Annotated in this window: 19 protein-coding genes; 14 read left to right on the top strand and 5 right to left on the bottom strand. The window is 63.3% G+C overall.

The genetic code is table 11. From position 1 onward, the window contains the following. Positions 1-7: 7 nt before the first annotated feature. Genes IE097_RS11905 through bcsA form a run of 3 tightly spaced genes read right to left on the bottom strand, consistent with a single transcriptional unit; the run spans position 8 to position 5,495 of the window. The gene (locus IE097_RS11905; RefSeq protein ID WP_189461020.1) at positions 8-997 is read right to left on the bottom strand and encodes a family 8 glycosyl hydrolase; all 990 of its coding nucleotides are present in this window, start codon (positions 995-997) and stop codon (positions 8-10) included. Beyond that, positions 994-3,213: a cellulose biosynthesis cyclic di-GMP-binding regulatory protein BcsB gene (locus IE097_RS11900; protein WP_189461018.1), complete on the bottom strand. Its 2,220-nt coding sequence runs from the start codon at positions 3,211-3,213 to the stop codon at positions 994-996. Before IE097_RS11900 ends, IE097_RS11905 begins: the two co-directional genes overlap by 4 nt. Then, complete coding sequence (gene bcsA / locus IE097_RS11895; RefSeq protein WP_189461016.1) at positions 3,213-5,495, bottom strand: UDP-forming cellulose synthase catalytic subunit; 2,283 nt, start codon at positions 5,493-5,495, stop codon at positions 3,213-3,215. Before bcsA ends, IE097_RS11900 begins: the two co-directional genes overlap by 1 nt. Before the next feature lie 244 nt (positions 5,496-5,739). Between bcsA and mnmG the strand changes: the two genes are divergently transcribed. The 14 genes from mnmG (at position 5,740) to glmU (ending at position 18,603) form a co-directional block, all read left to right on the top strand. Continuing rightward, on the top strand, positions 5,740-7,647 hold the full coding sequence (gene mnmG, locus IE097_RS11890; RefSeq protein WP_189461014.1) for a tRNA uridine-5-carboxymethylaminomethyl(34) synthesis enzyme MnmG: 1,908 nt from the start codon (positions 5,740-5,742) through the stop codon (positions 7,645-7,647). A gap of 7 nt (positions 7,648-7,654) precedes the next feature. Continuing rightward, entirely contained in the window at positions 7,655-8,305 is a 651-nt protein-coding gene (gene rsmG / locus IE097_RS11885) for a 16S rRNA (guanine(527)-N(7))-methyltransferase RsmG (RefSeq protein WP_189461260.1), read from the top strand. Positions 8,306-8,326: 21 nt separating this feature from the next. Beyond that, positions 8,327-9,112: a ParA family protein gene (locus IE097_RS11880; protein WP_189461012.1), complete on the top strand. Its 786-nt coding sequence runs from the start codon at positions 8,327-8,329 to the stop codon at positions 9,110-9,112. Positions 9,113-9,138: 26 nt separating this feature from the next. Then, positions 9,139-9,990: a ParB/RepB/Spo0J family partition protein gene (locus tag IE097_RS11875; protein WP_189461010.1), complete on the top strand. Its 852-nt coding sequence runs from the start codon at positions 9,139-9,141 to the stop codon at positions 9,988-9,990. Between the two features lie 118 nt (positions 9,991-10,108). After that, positions 10,109-10,567 (top strand): ATP synthase subunit I, encoded by a 459-nt coding sequence (locus IE097_RS11870; RefSeq protein WP_229797561.1) that lies wholly within the window; start codon positions 10,109-10,111, stop codon positions 10,565-10,567. Positions 10,568-10,569: 2 nt separating this feature from the next. Next, positions 10,570-11,358 carry a F0F1 ATP synthase subunit A gene (gene atpB, locus IE097_RS11865; protein ID WP_189461006.1) on the top strand — a complete coding sequence of 263 codons (789 nt, stop codon included), beginning with the start codon at positions 10,570-10,572 and terminating at the stop codon, positions 11,356-11,358. An 84-nt stretch (positions 11,359-11,442) separates the two neighbouring features. Beyond that, positions 11,443-11,724 carry a F0F1 ATP synthase subunit C gene (gene atpE, locus IE097_RS11860; RefSeq protein WP_070529638.1) on the top strand — a complete coding sequence of 94 codons (282 nt, stop codon included), beginning with the start codon at positions 11,443-11,445 and terminating at the stop codon, positions 11,722-11,724. A 44-nt stretch (positions 11,725-11,768) separates the two neighbouring features. Next, on the top strand, positions 11,769-12,239 hold the full coding sequence (locus IE097_RS11855; RefSeq protein ID WP_189461004.1) for a F0F1 ATP synthase subunit B: 471 nt from the start codon (positions 11,769-11,771) through the stop codon (positions 12,237-12,239). 7 nt (positions 12,240-12,246) lie between these two features. After that, the gene (locus IE097_RS11850; protein ID WP_070529636.1) at positions 12,247-12,783 is read left to right on the top strand and encodes a F0F1 ATP synthase subunit delta; all 537 of its coding nucleotides are present in this window, start codon (positions 12,247-12,249) and stop codon (positions 12,781-12,783) included. Between the two features lie 10 nt (positions 12,784-12,793). Then, entirely contained in the window at positions 12,794-14,335 is a 1,542-nt protein-coding gene (atpA, locus tag IE097_RS11845) for a F0F1 ATP synthase subunit alpha (RefSeq protein WP_189461002.1), read from the top strand. 29 nt (positions 14,336-14,364) lie between these two features. After that, complete coding sequence (atpG, locus tag IE097_RS11840) at positions 14,365-15,234, top strand: F0F1 ATP synthase subunit gamma (protein WP_189461000.1); 870 nt, start codon at positions 14,365-14,367, stop codon at positions 15,232-15,234. 39 nt (positions 15,235-15,273) lie between these two features. After that, on the top strand, positions 15,274-16,653 hold the full coding sequence (atpD, locus tag IE097_RS11835; protein ID WP_189460998.1) for a F0F1 ATP synthase subunit beta: 1,380 nt from the start codon (positions 15,274-15,276) through the stop codon (positions 16,651-16,653). Positions 16,654-16,670: 17 nt separating this feature from the next. Beyond that, the gene (locus IE097_RS11830) at positions 16,671-17,093 is read left to right on the top strand and encodes a F0F1 ATP synthase subunit epsilon (protein WP_432723233.1); all 423 of its coding nucleotides are present in this window, start codon (positions 16,671-16,673) and stop codon (positions 17,091-17,093) included. A 136-nt stretch (positions 17,094-17,229) separates the two neighbouring features. Then, complete coding sequence (glmU, locus tag IE097_RS11825) at positions 17,230-18,603, top strand: bifunctional UDP-N-acetylglucosamine diphosphorylase/glucosamine-1-phosphate N-acetyltransferase GlmU (RefSeq protein ID WP_189460994.1); 1,374 nt, start codon at positions 17,230-17,232, stop codon at positions 18,601-18,603. A 107-nt stretch (positions 18,604-18,710) separates the two neighbouring features. Here the strand turns inward: glmU and IE097_RS11820 are convergent, their stop codons facing one another. After that, entirely contained in the window at positions 18,711-19,901 is a 1,191-nt protein-coding gene (locus tag IE097_RS11820; RefSeq protein ID WP_189460992.1) for an erythromycin esterase family protein, read from the bottom strand. A gap of 27 nt (positions 19,902-19,928) precedes the next feature. Then, entirely contained in the window at positions 19,929-22,091 is a 2,163-nt protein-coding gene (locus tag IE097_RS11815) for a peptidase domain-containing ABC transporter (RefSeq protein ID WP_189460990.1), read from the bottom strand. Positions 22,092-22,094: the final 3 nt, after the last annotated feature.

Raw genomic sequence — 22,094 nt, 5'->3', positions numbered from 1 at the left:
CCGGCCGTCATCGCCGTGCCTCGCGCGCCGCCTGCCGGCTCAGCAGGTCGAGCACCGCCGGATAGTAATCACGGTTGTCGCCGTCGCCGAAGCGCACCGTGCCGCCCGCCTGCCGCTGCCGGACCAGCGCGACGATCGCATACAGCCCCGGCTGGGCGCTGTCCGGATCGACAGCGTTGGTGCCGAGATCGGTCCACGCCGGCAGCCGTTCCGTATTCGCGTCCCAGAAGGCGAGGAAGGGCGCGATGCGCTCGGGCGTGTCGAGCCCGGCCCACGCCAGATACAGCGGTACGCGCAGTGCGTTGTAGCCGTACTGGTGCGACATCGCCGGGGCGAGCGTGTCGCTGACCTGCAGCCAGTCCGGCGGCAGCTGCCACTGGCCGAAGCGGCCGGCGGCGAGCAGCGCCAGGCCGCTCTGGCGCAGTTCGGCCCACACCGGCGCCCGGTCGGCGCGGGCGAATTCGGCAAAGGCCGGGAACAGCCAGTACGACGGATTGACGACGGGGCCGCGGTCGAAGCCCTTTTCGGCCGGCATCAGCAGCGGGCCGAAGCGCGACGGCTTGATCAGTTTGCCGCGCACGTCGGCGAGGATCTTCAGCGCCTCGGCGCGGTAGCCCGGCTGCTGCCAGCGTTGCGCGCCGCGCAGCAGCGCCCACGCAATCAGCAGGTCGCCGTCGCTGGCGTTGTTGCGGTCGCCGACCTTGCCGCCGTCGGCGTCGGGTTTCCACTGCCATGAAAACAGCGCGTCGCCGCGCGTCTGCAGCCGGCTGCGCGTCCATGTCCAGACACGCCCGAAGGTGGCGCGGTCGTTCTGGGCCACCGCCAGCAGCAGCGTGTAGCCCTGGCCCTCGCTGTGGCTGATGCCGCCGTTTCCGGTATCGGTCACCCGGCCGTCGGCGGCGACGAAGCGGGTGACGAAATCGTCCCAGCGCGCGTCACCGGCATGGCCGGTGACGGGCAGCAGCAGGGCCAGCGCAAGCAGCCAGCGACGGATCACCGTTCTTCCTCGACGCCGGCGTGGTGGCGCAGGTAGAAGCGGCGCAGCAGCTTGACGGTGACCAGCGCGAGCAGGCCGACCAGCAGCAGCGTCAGTGCCAGCCAGACCAGCGGGTGCTGCGAGAACGCATAGCCGATCCGCCCGGTGACACCGATGCTGCCGGCGTCGTACTGCGCGCCGACGCGCTGGCTGACGATGCCGGCCCCGCCGATGCGCAGCAGGCTGACATCGTCGCCGAGCCGGTCCCAGTTGGCCGGTTCGATCAGCTCGGCGCTGCCGCGGGCGAGGTCGGCCGGGCTGCCGGCGACGAAGACCGTCGCGGTGCGGTCACCGTCGAGCGGCGAACGGTACTGCATCGCCAGCAACTGGCCGGCGAGCGTCGCATCGGCCCTGACCTCGGTATTCGCGATGGTCGCCGCCTCGGCGGTGCGGCCGCCGCTGAGCCGTGCCCACTGCCGGCTCCACCAGCCCGCGCCCTGCGCAGTGTCGACGACCGGCTGGGTGAACTGCATCGGCCGGCCCGGTTGCCACGGTGCGCCTTCGAGCAGTGCGGCCGGCGGCCGGCTGCCGACGACCAGCAGGTGGCGGTCGGCCGGTGGCGCGTCGAAGCCGATGGCAGCGGCGGACAGCGGCAGGCCGTGCTTCTGCGCCAGCTTGCCGAGCAGCGTCCATGCCGCCGCGATGCTGTCGCTGCTGCGCTCGGTGATCTGCACGCCGAGGTCGGCGCCGTCGGCCTTCACCGCGTACGGGAAGGCGGTGGCGGCCAGCCGGTTCAGGTCGGGCAGGCGGGCGAAGTGCGACACCTTCGGCAAGGTCAGCGTGCTGTCGTCGAAGACGGTCAGCTGCAGGTTTTCGGTCTGGTAAAGCTGGCAGCTGCCGGTGACCAGCGGTGTCATCCGCGGCTGGAAGGCAATCGTGTTGTCGCCGGGACGGAAGGCGCGCAGCGGGATTTCGAGCTTGTAGCGTTCGACGAGGCCGCCGCGGTCCTGATCGAGCGGAATCACCTGGACGAACTGGCCGTTGACGAGGACGTTGAGTACCGAATCCGCACGCAGCTTGGCGCCGACGGCGTAGTTGAGAGCGATGCCGACCGTGCTGTTTTCCGGACCGTAAACGTCCGGCGGCAGCCGCAGCGTGGTCTCGATCGCCTCGGGGGTCATGCCCTTGACGTTGCGGGTCCGAAAGCCCAGTTCGCGCAGCGTGTAGCTGCCCGGTGCGGCCGGCAGTCCGGCATACGGTGCCAGTTTCGGCAGCGCCAGTCCGGTGATCGCCAGTTCGGCCTGACGCGGCAGGTGCTGGCCGGCAAAGGCGGCGACGGCCTGGCCGACTTCGGCGGCGTCGCGACCGGTCGCGATCAGCAGCACGCGTCGCGCGTCGCCGGGCAGCGGGTAGACACCGAGGAAGCCCGACTTCACCTTCGCGGCGAGTGCCGGGTCCAGGTAGGGTTTCAGCTGCGCCAGCGTGCCGACCAGCATCGCGTCGCCGTTGCCGAGGACGGCCGGATCGAGTCCCGCCACCGCGCCTTCACCGCGGCCGGACGCAACCGTACGGTGCTGGACGGCCAGCGGCTGGTAACGCAGGCGCAGCGCGGCGCCCTGGGTCAGCTGCGCGCCCCAGCCGAGTTCGTTGGCACCGGGTTGCGCTGCGGTGACGACGGTCAGCTGGCGGTCGTGCCATTGCGCCGGATCGAATACCGCGTCGAGCCGGTCGAGGGTCGGCGCTTGCGACTGCAGCTCGGTGTCGATGCGCAGCGTCGACTGCTGGACGTCGATCTCGCTCCACAGCTCGGGCGCACCCGGGTCCTCGCACTGCAGCGTGTAGTGCTGCGCGGCGGCGAAGGTCAGCCGGTTGTAGCCGGGCCTGAGCTGCGCCAGCGGCAGGCGGATGTCGGCGACGATTTCGGGCTGCTTCGGCGACAGCGGCAACTGCGCGATCACCCGGTCGTTGAGCTGGACGACGAGCTGCGAGCGTTCGCCGAGCAGGGCGGTCGAGTTGGTCGCGACAAGATGCAAGGTTGCGCTCTTGACCGTTTCGCGCGCGCCCAGCGGCAGTGCCAGCGTCTGCTGGCCGGCGGCGCCACTGAGCCGCAAGGGCTGCGGGTTGCCGCTGAGCTCGGCCAGCGGCACGTCGCGGCCCTGCCGGGCGGTGTTGGCGAAAGCGCCGCTGCAGGCGACCAGCAGCGCCAGCCACAGCCAGATTGTTCGGGTTGTTTTCATCATCCTGCCCATGCCCACTGCCAGATCCGTTGACCCTGCCGGCGGATGGCGCCGCCGATCGGGTTGAGCCGGCGCCACAGCGCGGTGCCGGCCGTTTGCAAAATCGAAATGTAATGCGAGAACGCGTAGCGCACGCCGAGCTGCGTCAGCAGCCCCAGACTGGCAAGGATGCCGATCTTGCGGGCGCGTTGCCGGCGGTAGTCCTGCCAGCGCTGGCTGTCGCCGTGGACCAGCGCAACGACATCGGCGACCTGCGCGACCGCGACATCGGCGAACTCGATGCTCAGCGTGTGCAGCCGGGCGTCGAGCGGCCGCGCATTGTGGATGCGCGCCGACAGGTGCGTATAGCGTTTCAGCGCCGGGTTGTAGATCGCGATCACCGCACGGTCGCCACCGAAGTCGGCGGGCAGCAGCGCGCTCGGTACCAGCAGCCGGGCACCGCTGGCGGACAGGTCGTCGACCCGGCACGGCAGGTGGGCGCCGCAGCCGAACAGGATCAGCTCGGCGTCGAGGTCGGCCGGCATGCGCGGATTGGCGCGGCGCTGGCGGCGCTCGAACAGCGCGCCGATCGCCGCGTTCAGCAGCAGCAGGTTCAGCGTGTTCCACGCCAGTGTCACCAGCACGATGTCGCGTTCGAGCGGATCGTGGATGAAGCGCCAGATGCCGACGCCCATGCCGACAAGCACGGCGAGGTAGACGAGGTAGAACGGCATCGACAGCTGCGAGATGAAGTCCTCGTCGAGGTGCTCGCCCTTGGGCGTGACCTGGAAGGTCGGCGCGCGCGGATTGCGGAACACCTTGAAGATCGCCGGCAGCGAGAACATCGACTGCAGCAGCTCGTAGAGTTCGGAGACGAAGGCCCAGCGGACCTTGCCGAACAGGTAGTCCGACACCAGCATCACGCCGATCACGTGCGGAAGCGCATAGGCGAGGAAGTCGCCGAGCGTGGCGTTGTAGATGTGCAGCCCGAACAGCAGGAAGGCGAGCGGCGCGAGCAGGAACATCAGCCGTGCATAGCCGAAGAACCAGAAGAAGGAGCTGGAGAAGTAGCACAGCCGCTGCCACAGCTTCAGCCCCGGCACGCGCAACGGGTTCTTCAGCAGGAAGATCTGCACCATGCCCTGTGCCCAGCGCACCCGCTGGGTGATGAAGCCGGTGAACGTTTCCGGTTGCAGCCCCGAAATCAGCGGCGTGCCGAGGTAGACGCTCTTGTAGCCGCGCGCGTGCAGGTCGAGCGCGGTTTCGGCGTCTTCGGTGATCGAGGTACCGGCGATGCCGCCGACTTCCTCGAGGCAGCGCCGCCGCAAGACCGCCGCCGAGCCGCAGAAGAACGCCGAGTTCCAGAAATCCAGCCCGTGCTGGATCACCGAGTAGAACATCTCGTTCTCGGACGGAATGCGGCCGAAGATGCGCAGGTTCTTCTCGATCGGGTCCGGATTGATGAAGAAGTGCGGGGTCTGAACGAGGAAGAGCTTCTCGTCGCGCAGGAAGAAGCCGACGGTCTGCTCGAGGAAATCCACCGTGGGGACATGGTCGGCGTCGAGGATGACGATCAGCTCGCCGTGCGACTCCTTCAGTGCGGCATTGATGTTGCCGGCCTTGGCGTGCTCGTTGCGCGCGCGGGAAATGTAGTGCGCGCCGTGGCGCTGGCACAGCTTGCGCAGCCACTTGTGGCGGGCGATCGCGTCGAGCGCCTTGGCTTCGTCGGCCTGACCGCGCTTCTGCACGGTGCCGCCGTCGTCGAGCAGGTAGACCCTGAGCCTGGCCGCCGGGTAGCGGATGTTCATCGCCGCACGGATCGTCACTTCGAGCAGTTCGGGCGATTCGTTGTAGGTCGGGATGTAGACGTCGACGGTCGGCAGCAGCGCCGGATCGTCGGGCAGCGGAACCGGCTTGCGCTTCAGCGGTCGGATGTTGACGAAGATGCCCAGCAGTGCGACGACGATGCCGTACAGCTCGGCGATGTACAGCAGCAGCGCCATCGTCGTGTCGAGCACGCCGTCGAGCACCAGCGTGTTGGTCGTGCGCCAGTACACGTAGCGCAGCGTCAGGAAGGCGGCGAGAAAAAGGAAGAATGCCCGGTAGCGTTCCGGATGACCCAGGCGCCGCAGGCCGAGCAGGAGCACGACGATCGCCACCGCCAGCCACAGCTGCGCGCGGGCGTCGACATTGGCGGCGACCAGCACGCCGCCGAGCGCGCACAGCCCGGCCCAGACCCAGAGCAGGCCGCGGTTGCCGAGCGGGTCGAGCAGGGAGTGAATGCGGTTTGTAAGTATTTTCATTACAAAAACGGCGTGTTGTTATGCTGGCCGGGTATTCTGGCGGCGATGATAAATCAAAACCCTGATTTGTTGTGGGTTTCTGCATAAATACTTACTTATATTCTTTCTTTTTTCTTTCTGATCGAGCTGCGGCGTTGTCCGGCCGGATTTTGATGCTGCATGACGGGTCTGCCGGGCGGGCCTGCCCTAAGTGACTGTTCTCGCGTAGAATATTGCCCCCGTACCCCCGTCAGCGAGTCTCCCCATGCTTTATCCCACCCGTTACGACGTCATCGTCGTCGGCGGCGGCCACGCCGGCACCGAAGCCGCGCTCGCCAGCGCGCGCATGGGGCGCAAGACGCTGCTGCTGACGCACAATATCGAAACGCTCGGCCAGATGAGCTGCAACCCGTCGATCGGCGGCATCGGCAAGGGCCACCTCGTCAAGGAAGTCGACGCACTCGGCGGCGCGATGGCGCTGGCGACCGACATGAGCGGCATCCAGTTCAAGACGCTGAACGCCAGCAAGGGTCCGGCGGTACGCGCGACCCGTGCGCAGGCCGACCGCGTCCGCTACAAGGCGGCGATCCGCCACGTGCTGGAAAACCAGCCCAACCTCGACCTGTTCCAGCAGGAAGTCAGCGACCTGCTGCTCGACGGCGACCGGGTGACCGGCGCGGTGACGCAGATCGGCATCCGCTTCGAAGCCAGCGCGGTGGTGCTGACCGCCGGCACCTTCCTTGGCGGCAAGATCCATGTCGGGCTGGAAAACCACGTCGGCGGCCGTGCCGGCGATCCGGCGTCGATCACGCTGTCGCACAAGCTGCGCGAACTGCAGCTGCCGGTCGGCCGGCTCAAGACCGGCACGCCGCCGCGCATCGACGGCCGGACCATCGATTTTTCCCGACTCGAAATCCAGCCCGGCGATACGCCCGAGCCGGTGTTTTCGAGCCGCGGCAATCTGGCCATGCACCCGCAGCAGCTGCCGTGCTGGATCGCCCACACCAATCTGAAGACGCACGACATCCTGCGCAGCGGTTTCGACCGCAGCCCGATGTTCACCGGCAAGATCGAAGGCGTCGGCCCGCGCTACTGCCCGTCGGTCGAGGACAAGATCAACCGCTTTGCCGACAAGGACAGCCATCAGGTCTTCCTCGAACCGGAAGGCCTCGATACGCACGAGTACTATCCGGGCGGGTTTTCGACCAGCCTGCCGTTCGACATCCAGATCGCCGCGTTGCAGTCGATGGTCGGGCTCGAAAATGCCCGCATCCTGCGTCCCGGCTACGCGATCGAGTACGACTACTTCGATCCGCGTGCGCTGAAGCAGTCGTTCGAAACCAAGGCCATCGCCGGGCTGTTCTTCGCCGGCCAGATCAACGGCACCACCGGCTATGAAGAGGCCGCGGCGCAGGGCCTGTTCGCCGGGCTGAACGCGGCGCTGTACGCCCGCGACGAAGCACCGTGGACGCCGGGCCGTGACGAGGCGTATCTGGGCGTGCTGGTCGACGACCTGACCACGCTCGGCGTGACCGAGCCGTACCGGATGTTCACCAGCCGCGCCGAATTCCGGTTGCAGCTGCGCGAGGACAACGCCGACCTGCGCCTGACCGAGCATGGCCGCAAGCTGGGGCTGGTCGGTGACGAACAGTGGGCGCTGTTCTGCGCCAAGCGTGATGCCGTCGAGGCCGAGCTGCAGCGGCTGCGGTCGACCTGGGTCAATCCGCGCATTCTCGAAGCGGCCGAGGCCGAGCGTGTACTCGGCAAGGCGATCGAGCGCGAATACAACCTGGCCGACCTGCTGCGCCGGCCCGAAGTCGGCTTTGCCAGCCTGATGAGCCTCGAATGCGCGCGACCGAAAGACGGCAGCGTGATCACCGATCCGCTCGTCGCCGAGCAGGTCGAAATCCAGGTCAAGTACCAGGGCTATATCGAACGGCAACAGCACGAAGTCGCCAAACGCGATACCCTCGACGACGTGAAGCTGCCGGCCGACCTCGACTACGCCACGGTCTCCGGGCTGTCGAAGGAAGTGCAGCAGAAGCTCACCCAGCATCGTCCCGAAACGCTCGGCCAGGCCGGGCGGATTTCCGGCATTACCCCGGCAGCGATCGCGCTGCTGCTCGTGCACCTGAAGAAGCTCGCTGGCGCGGGCCACAACAAAGCCGCCTGAGGCCATGATGATTGAAGCGCACACCCTTGCCGATACGCTGTCGGCCGGCCTGAAACAGCTTGGCCTGAACCTGGATCCGGCGCAGCAGCAGTTGCTGCTCGGCTATGTCGGCCTGCTGGAAAAGTGGAACAAGACCTACAGCCTGACCGCGATTCGCGAACCGGAACGGATGGTGCCGCACCACCTGCTCGACTCGCTCGCGCCGCTGCCGCATTTCAAGGCTGCGAACGGCGCGCGCATCCTCGACGTCGGTTCGGGTTTCGGCACGCCGGGGATTCCGCTGGCGATCGCCCGGCCGGACTGGCAGCTGTTCCTGCTCGATTCGAACCACAAGAAGACGACCTTCCTGCGTCAGGCCATTGTCGACCTGAAGCTCGCCAACGTCACCGTCGTGACCGAGCGCGTCGAGGCCTTCCGGCCCGAGGCGCCGTTCGACGTGATCACCAGCCGCGCGTTCTCGGATCTGGCCGAGTTCGTCAAGCTGACGCGCCACCTGCTGGCGCCGGGCGGCGAGTGGGCCGCGCTCAAGGGCGTGTATCCGCATGAAGAGATCGCGCTGCTGCCGGCCGGCGTGAAGAGCGTCGCCGTCGATACGCTGAAGGTACCGGGCATCGACGCCGAACGGCATCTGGTTCACCTGGTTCAGGGCGAAGACTGAACACCGCATGAGGTATACGGCATGAAGGTCCTGGCGATCGCGAACCAGAAGGGCGGTGTCGGCAAGACGACGACCTCGGTCAATCTGGCCGCCAGTCTCGCCCATCTCGAGCGGCGCGTGCTGCTGGTCGATCTCGACCCGCAGGCGAATGCGACCATGGGCGCCGGCATCGACAAGGCCAGACTCAAGCACACGATCTATACCCTGCTGATCGGCGAGTCGACGGTGCGCGACACGATCACGCATTCCGAGTCGGGCCGGTTCGACGTGCTGCCGGCCAACCGCGAGCTTGCGGGCGCCGAGGTCGAACTCGTCGATGCCGAGCACCGCGAGACCCGGCTCAAGACCGCGCTGGCCGAGCTCGTCGACGACTACGATTTCGTCATCCTCGACTGTCCGCCGGCGCTGAACCTGCTGACGCTGAACGGCATGGTCGCCGCCGATTCGGTGATGATTCCGATGCAGTGCGAGTACTACGCACTCGAAGGGCTGTCCGACCTCGTCAGTACGCTCAAGCGCATCAAGCAGCAGCTGAACCGCAAGATCGAGATCGAAGGCCTGTTGCGGACGATGTACGACCCGCGCTCGACGCTGGCGCAGCAGGTGTCCGACCAGCTGGTGAAGCACTTCACCAGCAAGCTCTACCACACGGTCATTCCGCGCAACATCCGGCTGGCCGAGGCGCCGAGCTACGGCCGGCCCATCCTTGCCTACGACAAATCGAGCAAGGGCGCGCAGGCTTATTTGCAATTGGCCGAGGAATTGCTCGCGCGGCATAATGCCCTCGATCCGGCGCCCGCCCTCTAGGGCGCCTTTCCTGCCGACGGAACGCAATGGTCAGTAAAAAACTCAAGGGCCTCGGTCGGGGCCTCGACGCGCTGATGGGCGACGCGGCCGCCAGTGAAACGCTGGCGACGCTGCCGGTCGACAGCCTGCAGCCAGGCCGCTACCAGCCGCGAAAAATCATCGACGACGAAGCGCTCAGGGAACTGGCGGACTCGATCCGTGCCCAAGGGCTGATGCAACCGGTGCTGGTACGGCCGGTCGACGGTGATGCGCTGGCCGAACCGCGCTACGAAATCATCGCCGGTGAACGCCGCTGGCGGGCATGCCGGCTGGCCGGCCTGGTTGAAATCAGTGCGCTGGTGCGCGACGTCGGCGACGATGCCGCGGCGGCGATGGCGCTGATCGAGAACATCCAGCGTGAAGACCTGAATCCGCTTGAAGAGGCGCAGGGACTGGCTCGCCTGATCGACGAGTTCGGCATGACGCATGAAGCGGCGGCCGAGGCAGTCGGCAAATCGCGCGCGACCGTCAGCAACCTGCTGCGGCTGCTGCAACTGGCCGAGCCGGTGCAGAAGCTGCTGCTCGATGGCGCGATCGACATGGGGCATGCCCGCGCGCTGTTGCCGCTGGAAGTGCTGACCCAGCTCGATGTCGCGCAGACGGTGGCGCTCAAGGGGCTGTCGGTGCGTGAAACCGAAGCCTTGGTGAAGCGTCTGATCGAAGGCGCGCCGGCCAAACCGTCGCAACGGCCCGATCCGGATGTCGCGCGGCTCGAAGAGGAAATTGCCGGCAAGCTCGGTGCCAGGGTGTCGATCCGCCAGGGCAAAAAAGGGGCGGGACGGATCAGCATCGCCTACACCAGCCTCGACGAGCTCGACCGGTTGTTGCAGCGGTTCTGAGCGAGAAGGCGCACCAAAGTTGTGCGTCACAACCCTGTCCCAGATCAAGAACGGGCCGGGGGGGAGGGGGGAATATCTAGTCGACTACATGGTGAAGTAAGTAGTCGACTACATGTGCGTGCAAAAACGCCTTTGTCGTCAATGGGTAAAATTGACGTGTATCAACGCGGCTCCGTATAATCGCGGGGCTTTGCTGGCGGTGAATATGGTCGCGCAGGCACAAATCAAGGGCGTGATCCGCCTCAAACTGGGGATTACGCTGGTAGTGATGCTGCTGTCCTACCTCTTATGGGGGCGCAGCGCGGGAATTGCAAGTGGTCTGGGGGGCGCAATCGCGCTGGCTGGCTCGATGTTGTATGCACGCATCGCCTACCAGTTCGCGTACGGTCCGCCGGCCGCGCTGATGCGGCTGCATTTCGCCGCAGAGGCGGCGAAGATGGCGTGGACCATCGTCGCGTTCGCTGCGGTATTCGTTTTTTACCGGCAGGTAGCTTGGATGTGGTTGTTCACCGGATACATCGCCGCTACGAGTGCCTACTGGTTCGGGCTTTTGATTCAATTTAACGGCAAAAAATAACCATGGCTGCAGAACACCACGCTCCGGCGAATGCCACCGAGTACATCCAGCATCACCTCACGTTCAACCAAACCGCCAGCGGTTTCCATCTGGATACCTTCTGGATCGGCCTGTTCCTCGGCTTCGTCTTCGTTGGCGTGTTCGCCTTCGTTGCCCGCCGCGCCACCAGCGGTGTGCCGGGCAAGCTGCAGAACTTCGTCGAGCTGATCGTCGAAATGGTCGACTCGCAGATCAAGGACGCCTTCCACGCCAAGAGCAAGGTCATCGGCCCGCTGTCGCTGACGATCTTCTGCTGGGTGTTCCTGATGAACGCAATGGACTTCCTGCCGGTTGACCTGCTGCCGTGGCTCGCCAACCACCTCTTCGGCATCAACTACCTGCGTGCGGTTCCGACCGCCGACGTCAACCAGACCTTCGCGATGTCGATCGCGGTGATGTTCCTGATCATCGGTTTCTCGATCAAGGCCAAGGGTCTCGGTGGCTGGATCACGGAGCTGTTTACTGCACCGTTCCACGCCGATGGTGTCCTGAAAATCATTCTGATGCCGATCAACTTTGCCTTCCAGTTGATCGAACTGGCGGCCAAGCCGATTTCGCTGGCGCTGCGTCTGTTCGGCAACATGTATGCCGGCGAACTGATCTTCATTCTGATCGCGCTGCTGCCGTTCTGGATCCAGTGGGCGCTGGGCGCACCGTGGGCGATCTTCCACATCCTCGTGGTCACGCTGCAGGCCTTCGTGTTCATGATGCTGACCATCGTTTACCTGAGCCTCGCCGTCGAGGATCACTAAGAATCGACGCCGGGCGGGTACTGCCCGACCGGCTCGTGTTTTTCTCCATCCCCAACCTCAACCTTCCTTTCTGGAGTTAGTAAAATGGCTGTTGCTGAAATCGCTTCCGTACAAAGCTTCACCGTGATCGCTGCTGCGATCATCATCGGTCTGGCTGCTATCGGTACCGCTCTGGGCTTCGCTATCCTCGGCGGCAAGTTCCTGGAGTCGTCGGCTCGTCAGCCGGAAATGATCCCGGTCCTGCAAACCAAGCTGTTCATCATCGCCGGTCTGCTGGACGCGATCTCGATGATCGGCGTCGGTGTCGCCATGCTCTACACCTTCAACAACCCGTTCCTCGGTGCGGTTCTGGCAGCGGCTCAGTAATTCTTAAGCCCTCGCTTTAACCTTTAACCTGGAGGACGTTCAGCGTGGATATCAATATGTCCCTGCTGGGTCAGATGATCACTTTTGCGATCCTGATCCTGTTCACGATGAAGTTCGTATGGCCTCCGCTGACCCGGATGATGGACGAACGCGCGACGCGCATCGCCGACGGCCTGGCCGCCGCCGATCGCGCCAAGCAAGACCTGGCGAACGCCGAGAAGTCGTCGGCCGACAAGCTGCGCGAAGCCAAACAGCAAGCTGCCGAAATCATCGCTCAAGCCGAGAAGCGCGCTGCGCAACTCGTCGACGAAGCGAAGGATGCGGCCAAGCTGGAAGGCGAGCGCCTGGTCAAGGGCGCGCAGGCGGACATCGAACAGCAGGTTCAACAAGCCAAGGAAGTGTTGCGTCAGCAGGTCGCCGACCTCGCCGTCGCCGGTGCGCAGAAGATTCTCAAGTCCGAGATCGATGCGACCAAGCACGCCGTGCTGTTGAACACTCTCAAAGCGGAACTGTAAGACAGCCATGGCAGAACTCATCACCGTCGCTCGACCCTATGCCGAAGCCGTGTTTCGCATCGCGAAAGACGCCGGTACGCTGGGCCAGTGGTCGGACGTGCTCGGCAAGCTGTCCCTGATTGCTCAGGATCCGCTCGCCGACGACGTCGTGGCCAACCCCAAGTATTCCGCTGCTCAGGTTCAGCAGTTGCTCGCCGGGCTTTTGGGCGGGAACGTCGGCGATGAGGTGAACAACTTCATTGCCGTCGTACTGGAAAACCGCCGCTTCACCGCGCTGCCGCAGATTTCGTCGCTGTTCGAAACCTACAAGGCCGCCGAAGAAGGTGAGGTCGAGGCCGACATCGTTTCGGCCTTTCCGCTCGATGATGCGCAAGTGGCCGAGCTCAAGAACGCGCTGGCAAACCACCTGCAACGCAAGGTGGCCGCACAGGTCAGCGTCAATCCCGACTTGATCGGCGGCGTCAAAGTGACGGTCGGCGATGTGGTGATTGATGCGTCCGTGGCCGGCAAGCTCTCTGCCCTTGCGACGAGCCTGAAGAGTTAGGAGATTTTTAATGCAACTCAATCCGTCTGAAATCAGTGAACTGATTAAAGCCCGGATCCAGAATTTGTCCGAAGGCGCCGAAGCCCGTACCACTGGTACGGTCGTGTCGGTCACCGACGGTATCGTTCGCGTGCACGGCCTCTCCGAGGTGATGCAGGGCGAAATGCTGGAATTCCCGGGTAACACCTTTGGCCTCGCGCTCAACCTCGAGCGTGACTCGGTCGGCGCCGTGGTGCTGGGTGAATACACCCACATCAAGGAAGGCGACGAAGTCAAGTGTACCGGCCGCATTCTCGAAGTACCGGTCGGTCGCGAACTGATCGGCCGCGTCGTGAACTCGCTCGGCCAGCCGATCGACGGCAAGGGCCCGCTGGGTACCACGCTGACCAGCCCGATCGAAAAGATCGCGCCGGGCGTCATCGCACGCCAATCGGTCGACCAGCCGCTGCAAACCGGCCTGAAGGCCATCGACACCATGGTGCCGATCGGTCGTGGCCAGCGTGAGCTGATCATCGGCGACCGCCAGACCGGCAAGACCGCGGTGGCGCTGGATGCGATCATCAACCAGAAGGGCACTGGCGTTACCTGCGTGTACGTCGCCATTGGCCAGAAGGCATCGTCGATCGCCAACGTGGTGCGCAAGCTCGAAGAGCACGGTGCACTGGCGCACACCATCGTCGTCGCCGCTGCGGCATCCGAATCGGCTGCACTGCAGTACATCGCCGCCTACTCGGGTTGCACGATGGGCGAGTACTTCCGCGACCTCGGCGAAGACGCGCTGATCGTGTACGACGACCTGTCGAAGCAGGCCGTGGCGTACCGCCAGATCTCGCTGCTGCTGCGCCGTCCGCCGGGCCGTGAAGCGTACCCGGGCGACGTGTTCTATCTCCATTCGCGTCTGCTGGAACGTGCTGCGCGGATCAACGAACACGAAGTCGAGAAGCTCACCAACGGTGCCGTGAAGGGCAAGACCGGCTCGCTGACCGCGCTGCCGATCATCGAAACCCAGGCAGGCGACGTGTCGGCCTTCGTTCCGACCAACGTGATCTCGATCACCGACGGCCAGATCTTCCTGGAAACCGACCTGTTCAACGCCGGTATCCGTCCTGCGATGAACGCCGGTATCTCGGTATCGCGCGTCGGCGGTGCTGCGCAGACCAAGGTCATCAAGAAGCTCGGCGGCGGCGTGCGTCTGGCACTGGCCCAGTACCGTGAACTGGCTGCGTTCGCGCAGTTCGCTTCCGATCTGGACGAAGCCACCCGCAAGCAGCTGGAACGCGGCAAGCTCGTGACCGAACTGATGAAGCAGGCGCAGTACAGCCCGCTGAAAGTGGCCGAGCTGGGCGTGACCCTGCTCCTGATCAACAAGGGTGTGTACGACGACGTCAAGGTCGAACGTGCGCTCGCTTTCGAAGCGGCTTTCCTGTCGTACCTGAAGGCCAACGCTGCCGAGGCACTCGCCCGCGTCGAAGAGAAGGGCAACCTCTCGGAAGACGACGAAGCGACCATCCTCAAGGCTGCGGCAAGCTTCAAGTCCGGCAACGCCTTCTGATTCGAAACTGATTAGAGAGGAATCGAATCATGGCAGGCGGTAAAGAGATCCGGACCAAGATCAAGAGCGTCAAAAACACGCAGAAGATCACCCGCGCCATGGAAATGGTGGCGACGTCCAAGATGCGCCGTGCGCAGGAGCGCATGCGTGGTGCCCGGCCTTACGGTGAAAAAATCCGCAAGGTCACGGCCCACCTGAGTGCTGCGCTGGTGGACTACGCGCATCCTTTCCTGCAAAAGCGCGACACCGTCAAGCGGGTTGGTTTCATCGTCGTCACGTCGGACAAGGGCCTGTGCGGTGGTCTGAACACCAACGCACTGCGCCTGACGCTGAATGCGATGAAGGAATTGCACCAGAGCGGTGTGGAAATCGCCGTCACCGCCATTGGCAACAAGGGCTTCGGCTTCATGAACCGCAACGGCGCGAAAGTGATTTCGCACGTTGTGGGTCTGGGCGACACGCCGCACGTCGAGCAGCTGATCGGACCGATCAAGGTCATGGTCGACGCTTACGTCGCCGGCGAAGTGGACGAGGTTCGCCTCGTCTACACCAAGTTCGTCAACACCATGAGGCAAGAGCCGACTGTCGAACAGCTGCTGCCGCTGGCGGGTGAAGCCATCGGCCAGCCGGACCATGGCTACAACTGGGAATACCTGTACGAGCCGGATGCCAAGACCGTCATCGACGATCTGATGATCCGCTACCTCGAAGCGCTGGTTTACCAGGCCGTAGCGGAAAACATGGCGTCCGAGAATGCAGCCCGGATGGTGGCGATGAAGGCCGCGACCGACAACGCCGACAAGGTGATCGGCAATCTGCAACTGCTGTACAACAAGACGCGTCAAGCCGCGATTACGAAAGAACTTTCGGAAATCTGCGCCGGCGCTGCAGCGGTTTAACAGATCGCCAACCCGAATTTACTGATTAGGAACCCTAAGATGAGCCAAGGGAAAATCGTACAAATCATTGGCCCGGTGGTCGACGTGGAATTTCCGCGCGACAACCTGCCCAAGGTGTATGACGCGCTCAAGCTCGCCGACCAGGACCTGACGCTGGAAGTCCAGCAGCAGCTTGGTGACGGTGTAGTACGCGCGATCGCCATGGGTACGACCGATGGCCTGAAGCGTGGCCTGCTGGTGGACAACACCCACGCACCGATCTCGGTGCCGGTGGGCAACGCCACGCTGGGTCGCATCATGGACGTGCTGGGCAATCCGATTGACGAAGCAGGTCCGGTGCAGACCGACGCCCGCCGCGCCATTCACCAGCCGGCACCGAAGTTCGACGAACTGAACCAGTCGATCGACCTGCTGGAAACCGGCATCAAGGTGATCGACCTGGTGTGCCCGTTCGCCAAGGGCGGCAAGGTCGGCCTGTTCGGCGGCGCCGGCGTCGGCAAGACCGTCAACATGATGGAACTGATCAACAACATCGCCAAGGCACACTCCGGTCTGTCCGTGTTTGCCGGCGTGGGCGAGCGTACCCGTGAGGGCAACGACTTCTACCACGAAATGAAGGACTCCAACGTCCTCGACAAGGTGGCGATGGTGTACGGCCAGATGAACGAGCCGCCGGGCAACCGTCTGCGCGTCGCACTGACCGGTCTGTCGATTGCGGAACACTTCCGTGACGAAGGTCGCGACATCCTGTTCTTCGTCGACAACATCTACCGTTACACCCTGGCCGGTACCGAAGTCTCGGCGCTGCTGGGCCGTATGCCGTCCGCGGTGGGTTACCAGCCGACGCTGGCCGAGGAAATGGGCGCCCTGCAAGAGCGCATCACCTCGACCAAGAGCGGTTCGATCACGTCGATCCAGGCCGTTTACGTCCCTGCGGATGACTTGACCGACCCGTCGCCGGCCACGACCTTCGCCCACCTGGATGCAACCGTCGTTCTGTCGCGTGACATCGCCGCGCTGGGTATCTACCCGGCGGTCGACCCGCTCGACTCGACCTCGCGTCAGCTCGACCCGCAAGTCGTCGGCGACGAGCACTACCAGGTCGCGCGTGGCGTGCAGCAGACGCTGCAGAAGTACAAGGAACTGCAGGACATCATCGCGATTCTGGGTATGGACGAGCTGTCGCCTGAAGACAAGCTGGCCGTGGCCCGTGCGCGCAAGATCCAGCGCTTCCTGTCGCAGCCGTTCCACGTGGCCGAAGTGTTCACCGGCTCGCCGGGCAAGTACGTGCCGCTGAAGGAAACCCTCAAGGGCTTCAAGGGCATTCTCAACGGCGATTACGATCACCTTCCGGAGCAGGCCTTCTACATGGTCGGCGGCATCGAAGAAGCGATCGAAAAAGCCAAGACCTTGCAATAAGGGGATAGCCGATGGCCATGACCATGCACGTGGACGTGGTGAGCGCCGAGGAACTGATCTACTCCGGTACCGCCGAGTTCATCTCTGCGCCTGCCGACAAGGGCGAGATCGGTATCCTGCCGCGGCACGCACCGCTGCTCACCCGGGTCCGCCCGGGCGCGCTGCGCATCAAGCCGGCCAACTCGAACGATCCGGATGTCATCCTGTACGTTTCGGGCGGCCTGCTTGAAGTGCAACCGCACGTGGTGACGGTGCTGGCCGATACCGCGATTCGCGGTGCCGACATCGACGAAGCCAAGGCACTCGATGCCAAGCGTCGCGCCGAAGAAGCCCTCAAGGGCAAAACCGGTGCGGTCGACTTCGCGATGGCGCAAGCCGAACTGCTCGAAGCAGTCGCGAAACTCGCGGTGCTCGAGAAGCTCAAGAAGCGCGGCCACTGAGCGTCCCAAACGCCTCCAGAACCCCGATCCACGGATCGGGGTTTTTCTTTTCCGCGTCCGGGGGCAGACCCGATTCCGCGCGGTCGTGCGACGGCGCTACAATGCAGCCATTCTTTCTCGCTGATTCAGGATTGCCATGACTCATCCGCTCAATGTCGTTGTGCTTGCCGCCGGACAGGGCAAACGCATGTATTCGAAACTGCCCAAGGTATTGCACCGGATTGCCGGCAAGCCGCTGGTCGGGCATGTGCTCGATACCGCGCGACAACTGCAGCCGGCCAGGCTGGTGGTGGTGCACGGCCATGGCGGCGAGCTGGTCCAAGCGGCGTTTGCCGGACAGGCCGATCTGGCCTGGGCGCACCAGGCGCAGCAGCTCGGCACCGGTCATGCGCTGGCACAGGCGCTGCCGCAGCTCGAAGGTGGCGTGACGCTGATGCTGTACGGCGATGTTCCGCTGACCCGGGTCGCGACCTTGCGGGCTCTGCTGGCTGCGGTCGACGGCGGCAAGCTCGGCATTCTCACCGACGTACTCGACGATGCGACCGGCTACGGCCGCATCGTCCGCAACGCGGCAGGCGAGGTGCAGGCCATCGTCGAGCAGAAGGATGCGACGCCGACGCAGGCCGCAATCCGTGAAATGAATACCGGCATCCTCGCGCTGCCGACCGCGCGCCTGGCCGGCTGGCTGGCCGAACTGAAGAACGACAACGCCCAGGGCGAGTATTACGCGACCGACCTGATCGCACTGGCCGTGCGAGATGGCGTGCCGGTGGCGACGGTGCATCCGCAGGACCACTGGGAGGCCGAGGGCATCAACAACAAGGTCCAGCTGGCCGCGCTCGAGCGCATCTTCCAGCAGCAGCAGGCGCACGCCTTGCTGACCGCCGGCATCACGCTGCGCGATCCGGCGCGCTTCGATCTGCGCGGTACGCTGGAACACGGCATGGACGTGATCGTCGATGCCAACTGCGTGTTCGAAGGCAAGGTCGTGCTCGGACACGACGTCAGCATCGGTGCGAATTGCGTGCTGAAGAACGTCACCATTGCCGATGGTGCGGTGATCCACCCGTTCTGCCTCCTCGAGGACGCGGTGATCGGTGCCGGCAGCCTGATCGGCCCGTACGCGCGGCTGCGTCCGGGGACCGAGCTGGCCGAGAACGTCCACGTCGGCAACTTCGTCGAAGTGAAGAAGTCGGTGGTCGGTGTCGGTTCCAAGGTCAATCACCTGAGCTACATCGGCGACACGACGATCGGCCGCGACGTCAACGTCGGCGCCGGCACGATCACGGCCAACTACGACGGTGTCAACAAGTTCCGGACGGTGATCGAGGACGAGGCGCGCATCGGCTCGAACAATGTACTGGTGGCACCCGTGACCATCGGCGCGCGGGCGACGACCGGTGCCGGTTCGGTGATCGGCAAGAATGCGCCGGCGGGCGAGCTGACCGTTGCCCGCGCCAAGCAGGTGACGATTTCGGGCTGGCAACGCCCGGAGAAGGAAAAGAAGTAGCGTTTGTCAGCAACAACAAGGCGCGCCGGGATGCGGTGGCGCGCCTTGCCTGCTTCTGGTGATCATCTGGTACGGTATTCTGCCCGCAGGATCGACTGCTGGTCTGATCAGTACGGCATTACTTCGACCGGCTCGATTGTTCGCAGAACGAACAAGGCGTCCAGGCCGGCTGTCGTTTCTGATTCGGGCGTCGGGAAGCGTTTGAGCGGGGCTGCCTCGTCGGTGCCATATCGCAGGTAGCGGTACGCCAGCGCAGGCGTCCGCTCGTCGTCCTGCTCTGGCGGCGCAATCAGATAGCCATCACCCAGATCCGCTTTTTCCCACATGTGCTCCCAGCTCTCAGGGGGCGCGGATGGAATGGTGTGCATCACACCGAGGTGGTTGTAGTCGTGAAACCGGCCCTGACACCCGGTGAACTGCGCAATGAACACCGACTTGTTGCCATAAACCCGTTTCAGGCGATCGCCGAGGCGGTCTTCGCCGGTTGGTACGCCACGCATGCTGTGAATCCAGACCACGAACTTTTGATCCGGACGCAAGGTATCGGCAAGCCACTGCAAATTCTCGAAAATCTGCCAATCCCGCGGATCCTGTACCTGCAGCTCGACCAGCTGGGCTTGCAGACCCACGAGACTGCGGGACAAAAGCTGGGCCTCAACGTCATCCGGATGCGAATCCAGCCAGGTTGTGAGCGTCGCCAGCACGTGCTGGAAATCACGAATGTCGTCGACGTTGTCGATGATAGGTTGTTCGCGCGCGATGATTCTTTGTGCTGCACGGATGAACCCGGGCCAGCGTGACGATTGCAGTACGTCGGTTTGACCGGCCTGCTCGATGAATGCGGCGAGTTCCGCTAGCAGCTGCTTCAGCGAGTAGGCGCCGCCTTGCGGCCCGTCGATACCCGCCAGTTCCAGAGGCGTGCCGTTTCTTAGCTGTTTTTCAATGTAGTCAAAAAACGGCCGGAGCTGGGTGGCACGGGCGTACATGAAAAACAGGTTGCCGAGAACTGCGTGCCCCGCTGGTTTGCCCGCAAGCGCGTCCTGCCAGCAGTGCCAAAGGTCGTACATGCCGCTGCCTAGCGCAAGAACATTGAAGCCTTTGTGCTCATGCAAATAGCGGCTGATGCGAGCCTGTAGCGCAAAGACATTGCCTTCACCATGACTCTGGCCGCACAGGACGACAAAACGGGCGTCACCAATCGCTCGTCCCAACTCGCGCAGGTCACGATCATCGGCATCCAGCGCCATCGAATGAACAGGATTGGGCAAAAGCGGCAAGTCGCCGGAGAGGTTGTGCAAGATGAGAACCTTGGAATTGACGGTAATTTAAGCCGAATGCGGAAAAGCCGGTTCTGAATGACCGGTGTTGAACCTTTCCTCGATGATCTGACCATGGCTCAGTACCAGTACCCGGTCGGCACTCGCAATGGTTTCCGGCCGGTGGGCGATCAGCAATGTCGTGATTCCCATTGCGCGTAGCATCTGGTTGACGCGAAACTCGTTGTCGGTATCCAGATGACTGGTCGCCTCGTCCAGAAAGAGCAGATCGGGCTGTTTGTAAAGCGCCCGGGCCAATAGAACACGTTGCTTCTGGCCTCCCGACAGCGTCGATCCCATTTCCCCGGTGAGCGTGTGGTAGCCCATCGGTAACTGGATGATGTCGTTATGAATCTCCGCCAGCTGCGCACAGCGTTCGACCCTTTCGACATCTGCCCGCGGTGCGAACAGGGCAATGTTGTCAAAAATCGATCCGCTGAAAAGATGGTCTTCCTGCAACACGGTGCCGATTCTCGGACGGGATTTGGGTAAATCGCCCTGCACGGATGATTTGCCGAAGATGCTTATTTCGCCGCGAGTTGGCTGATAAATACCCAGCAGAATCTTGAGCATGGTGCTTTTGCCGCAGCCGGAGGGGCCTGCAACGGCGACGATTTCACCGCGCTGCAGCGTAAACGATACGCCGGTGAGCACATCGATTTCGTTTTCGCCATAAGAGAAATGCAGGTTCTTGACTGCGATGATTTCGCTTTCGTCCGGTTTCTGGGGCCGCTCGTTCGTTGCAGTTTGGCTTTTCTCGCCCGGATCGATCGGTGTAAGGACGATATCGGCCAAGCGTTCGGTATAAACCGTCAGCATTTTGAATTCGAAAAACTTGTCAATCAGCTGGTTTGCGCTGGTTGTAAACCGGTCCTGCAATGCCAGGAATGCAATCAGCATGCCGACGGTGAACGTGCCATTAAGCACCGCATTGGCGCCAAACCATAAAATCAGGATTGCTGCTGCACGGCTCAGCAGACTGAAACAAAGGTGATAGCCGATTGCCAGGCGCTGTTGGCGCAATTGAGCGTTGCGCGTGTCGACCATCAGATTGCGCCACGCCACTTCTCGACGTGGCGTGGCGCCGTTGATGCGAAGGCTGAGAATTCCGCGCATCGACTCCAGAAAGTGGCTTTCTTCCTTTGTCATCGCTGTCCAGGCTTCAATGCCTGCATCACGCAAAGGCAGGAACCAACTCAGCCGAAGGATGCCGTAGAGTACGGCTGCGCCAATGGCCACCAACGACAATCTGACGTCGTAGATGAACATCATGCTCAGGGTACCAATCAGCAGAATGGTATCCAGAATTGCTTCCAGCGTACTGGTGGTTAGTGTCCGCTGAATGTTTTCGATCGAACGGAACTTGGCCGACACATCGCCTAGATGGCGCCGCTCAAACCATTCAATGGGGAGTCGAACCAGGTGATGAAACACGTTGGCTGCCCATTGAAGGCCAAACGACATTGACAGCGAAGTCAGGGCCCATTCCCGCGCCATGGCGATCAGGCCTTGTGTCAGCGCGAGCAGTGCCATGCCGATCGCCACAATAATCAGCAGATTGGTATCGCGGGTAACCAGCACCTCATCGATGACGAGCTGGTTGAAAAGTGGTGTGGTCAGGGCCAGCGCTTCGAGCACGCCAGCGAAAACCAGAATGCGTCCCAAAGTGCTGATCAGGCCGCGGGTTCGCCCGACCAGATGACCGAGGCGGATTTTGTCCCGGAGATCGACGGGTTCGAAATGATCGGTTGGAGTGAGCTCGAGCGCAATGCCGGTGAAATGCTTGCTCGTTTCTTCCAGCGACAGATTGAGGATGCCGCGTGCGGGATCATGGATCTGGATCGTGCCGTTCTTGACCCGGGTCAGGACCACAAAGTGGTTGAGATCCCAATGAAGAATGCAGGGAGTGGCCAGTTCCCTGAGTTCTTCAAGCTCCAATCGGATTGGACGCGCCGCCAGATCGATCATGCGGACGCACTCGATCATGCGGTCCAGTGTCATGCCGTGCTGGGTGACGTTGAACTTGCCGCGCAGGATCCTCAAATCCGTCTTGTAACCGTGCCACGCGGCGATCATCGCGATGCAGGCAACACCGCATTCGGCGGCTTCGGTCTGGTGGATCATGGGCAGCTTTTTTTGCCATCCCCACTCGAGCTGATCGATCAAGTTCATCGT

Source organism: Jeongeupia chitinilytica, assembly GCF_014652315.1.
Taxonomy (GTDB): Bacteria; Pseudomonadota; Gammaproteobacteria; order Burkholderiales; family Chitinibacteraceae; genus Jeongeupia; species Jeongeupia chitinilytica.
Note: the sequence above shows the minus strand (reverse complement) of the source record. Positions and strands in the feature narration are given on the sequence as shown.